Origin of the sequence: uncultured Paraglaciecola sp., assembly GCF_913058035.1 — a bacterium.
Classification (GTDB): domain Bacteria; phylum Pseudomonadota; class Gammaproteobacteria; order Enterobacterales; family Alteromonadaceae; genus Paraglaciecola.
The window spans coordinates 1-3,707 of the sequence record NZ_CAJXPA010000289.1; the positions used below are offsets into that span (position 1 = coordinate 1).

A 3,707-nucleotide genomic window follows, 5' to 3' on the forward strand; every position below is an offset into this window, starting at 1 on the left:
ATAATATCTCGGCGGAGAATTTTATGAAGAAGCTTTTTAGCGCGGCTCTGATTGCTGCAACATTTTTTAGTGCCAGTGCCTATGCTCAGTGCGATTCAGGTGAACGCATTATTAAATTCAGTTTTGTAACAGCTTCAACAGGTCACCCTAAGGGTGAAGCTGCAACTGCGATTGCAAACAGAATTAATACTGAAATGAACGGTAAAGCCTGCATGCAACTGTTCCCTAGTTCACAGTTGTTTGACGATAACAAAGTAATGGAAGCTTTGCTTTTGGGTGACGTTCAAGTGGCCGCACCCTCATTATCCAAGTTTGAGTCGTTTACGAAAAAGTATCGTATCTTTGATTTTCCATTCTTGTTTAGCGATATGGAATCCGTTAACAGATTTACTCAAGGCCCTAAAGGACAAGAACTGTTAGGTGCAATTGAAAGCAAAGGGTATGTGGGTCTTTCATACATATTTAATGGACTAAAACAATTTTCGGCTAATAAGCCTTTAATACTACCCTCTGATGGAGCCGGCCTTAAGTACCGCGTGCAAACTTCTGATGTTGCTGTCGCAATGATCGAAGCCATTGGCGGTAATGCGCAGAAACTTGCATTTAAAGAAGTATATGGCGCTCTACAAACAGGTGTTGTAGATGGACAAGAAAATACTTGGTCAAATATCTACACTAAAAAATTCTTTGAAGTACAAGATGGCACTACAGAGACAAATCACCAGCTATTAACTTATTTAGCGGTGACCTCTAAGAACTGGTTAAATAGTTTACCTGATGATGTTCGCGAGCAGTTTCTATCAATTTTTCAAGAAGAAACCAATAAAGCGAATGCACGTTCAACTGAAGTCAACGAAGCAAGTAAGCAAAAGATTTTAGCGGCAGGCGGCAAAGTTGTTACTTTAACACCGGCTCAGCGCGAAGAATGGGTAACTGTAATGAAGCCTGTTTGGGGTCAATTTGCTAAAGATGTTGGTCAAGATACTATTGATGCGGCAGTAGCAGCAGGTCAATAGCCACCTGATCTTAAAAGGCCTACATTGTTAAGTAGGCCTTTTAACTATTTATTTTTTAGTTAATCAAGCTTTATTCCAGATGGGTTAATTAACTAAACGATCAATACAAAACACTAAATAGTCCAATTCTTTAATGACACATTAGCTTTTTGGATAATCACTATCAATATGGCCATGCTGGTTCATGATCAAACATTATAAAAGTATAAAGCTATGAACAAATTATCTAAAACTGTTGATCGACTTGAAGAAGACTTCATTGCCATTTTATTAGGGTTGATGGTGATAGTAACCTTTACTCAGGTGGTCGCCCGATACGGCTTTAATTCAGGTTGGGGCAGTGCCCTCGAAATCACGCAGGTGTTGTTTGCATGGCTAATTTTGTTTGGAATGAGTTACGGTATTAAACAGGGTATTCACTTGGGGGTAGACATTCTTATTCGCAAATTCTCTAAGCCGGTTTTTAAAGCCCTCGCTATATTCGGTGCCCTGGCCTGTATTGTCTACGGTATAACTTTCATTTCGGCCGAGTGGATTAGTTTGTTTGGTTTCGAATCGGGTAAAGGTGGTGCCTGGAAGTACTGGAAATTATTTTACGATGCTGGTTTTTCTATGGAAGCAATTTCGTTGCCTGAATTTATTTATGGACCTGATGAGCGCTTACCGCGATGGGTTGCTTATTTAATGTTACCCATAGGTTTGGTCTTATTTGTTTTTCGTTGTACTCAAGCGCTATATGCCATTATTACAGGCGATCGTGAATTGATTATTGCCTCGCACGAAGCTGAAGAGCTTATTGAAAATAATAGAAATATTGTTGCTGATTAACCAATAAAACATTTAGAGGAGATTCACCGTGGAAAGTATTGTTTTATTTGGCCTTTTATTTCTATTCTTATTTTTAGGTGTACCCGTCGCAGTATCGCTAGGATTGTCTAGTGTGCTCGTTATCGCATTTTTATCGGTTGACTCTGTCTCATCAGTTGCACTGCAATTATTGAATGCGTCACAGAAATATACCTTGTTAGCCATTCCGTTTTTTATCTTAGCATCAACGTTTATGTCGACAGGAGGCGTTGCTAAGCGAATTATTCGATTCTCGGTGGCAACGATGGGTCATTTACGAGGTGGCTTAGCCATTTCTAGTGTGTTTGCATGTATGTTGTTTGCAGCCCTTTCCGGCTCATCGCCCGCAACCGTTGTTGCAATTGGTGGTATTGCTATAGCGGCTATGCGCCAGGTAGGTTACACCAAGGACTTTGCTGCGGGTGTTATTGCGAATGCGGGTACCTTAGGGATTTTAATACCCCCTTCAATCGTCATGGTGGTCTACGCTGCGGCAACTGATGTCTCTGTTGGTCGTATGTTTTTAGGTGGCGTCATACCGGGGTTAATGGCAGGTATCATGCTAATGACGGTGATCTATATCTATGCGCGAATTAAAAATATGCCTAGGCGTGAATTTGCTGGTGCACAAGAAATTTTAGAGTCTGCAGCATCTGCCTCATGGGGCTTACTATTAATTATCATTATTCTAGGCGGTATCTATAGCGGGGTATTTACACCAACAGAAGCCGCTGCAGTAGCCGCTGTTTATGCCTTTTTGATTGCAACACTTATCTACAGAGATATGGGCCCACTTAAGAACGTGCCTTGGAAAACAGATGTTGAAAGTTATTCTCAAGCGGCCTTACGCAACTTAAGCGCAATTGTAACCAAGTTTCCTGTAATATTTTTTCACAGTGAGACGCGCGGTGTTCTGGTTGCTGGTGCAAAAACGACCATTATGCTGATGTTTATTATTGTTAACGCACTTGTGTTTTCTCATGTATTAGTGTCCGAGCGCATCCCCGATTTAATTACCAATTTAATGTTAGGTGCTGGTTTTGAATGGTGGCAATTTCTAATAGTAGTCAACATTATTTTGTTAATTGGCGGGCAGTTTATGGAGCCCTCAGGTCTTTTACTGATTGTTGCACCCGTTGTCTTCCCGATTGCAATGCAGCTAGGTATAGATCCTATACATCTGGGCATTATGATGATTGTTAATATGGAGATAGGTATGATTACGCCACCGATTGGGTTAAATCTTTTTGTCACATCGGGCATAACAGGCATGAGTATGGAACGTGTGGTTAAGGCCGCAATGCCATTCTGTGCTGTTTTATTTGTGTTCTTAATTATTGTGACTTACATTCCGATTATATCAACATGGTTACCCACATTAATGATGGGACCAGAAGTGATCACGAAATAGACCTGATTAGTTTTAATTATCGTAACCAGCTTTTTTCTTGTTCTTGGGCTAGGGGAGACTTTTTGAATGATTCTAGGATGATTAGTCTCTGTATAAATTTTCACCTTAACTTCGCAATTACTATTAATTGACTTGTAAAGCCCGCTATATAGCGGGCTTTACAAGTTTAAGAGCTGAAACGCAGCTTTTTAGTTGAAAAATTACTTTTAATAAGCCAAAAGCTATTCTCATTCTGGGATCCATACTGCTGTTTTCGTTCAAGTTAAAATATTTTTTAACCCTAAGTAACATTTTAAGTCACTGATTTATATAGATTATAACACTATCTTTATTTACTTTGATTAACCTAAACATTCTAAAGCTTAAAATACTTTCTACAATATAGAAATATGTCAATTAAATTGATCCAGCAGTGATTATCGTGCGTATTGAAT

At 39.5% G+C, this 3,707-nt stretch carries 3 protein-coding genes; all 3 read left to right on the forward strand.

The genetic code is table 11. The features are described from left to right. The first annotated feature begins 23 nt into the window (after positions 1-23). The 3 genes from QZ562_RS20345 to QZ562_RS20355 all read left to right on the forward strand — a co-directional run bounded on the left by QZ562_RS20345 (position 24) and on the right by QZ562_RS20355 (position 3,273). Complete coding sequence (locus tag QZ562_RS20345) at positions 24-1,016, forward strand: DctP family TRAP transporter solute-binding subunit (protein WP_293764401.1); 993 nt, start codon at positions 24-26, stop codon at positions 1,014-1,016. A 213-nt stretch (positions 1,017-1,229) separates the two neighbouring features. After that, positions 1,230-1,844, forward strand: coding sequence for a TRAP transporter small permease (locus tag QZ562_RS20350; RefSeq protein ID WP_293764404.1), 615 nt, complete (start codon positions 1,230-1,232; stop codon positions 1,842-1,844). A 28-nt stretch (positions 1,845-1,872) separates the two neighbouring features. Next, positions 1,873-3,273, forward strand: coding sequence for a TRAP transporter large permease subunit (locus tag QZ562_RS20355; protein WP_293764406.1), 1,401 nt, complete (start codon positions 1,873-1,875; stop codon positions 3,271-3,273). Positions 3,274-3,707 lie beyond the last annotated feature (434 nt).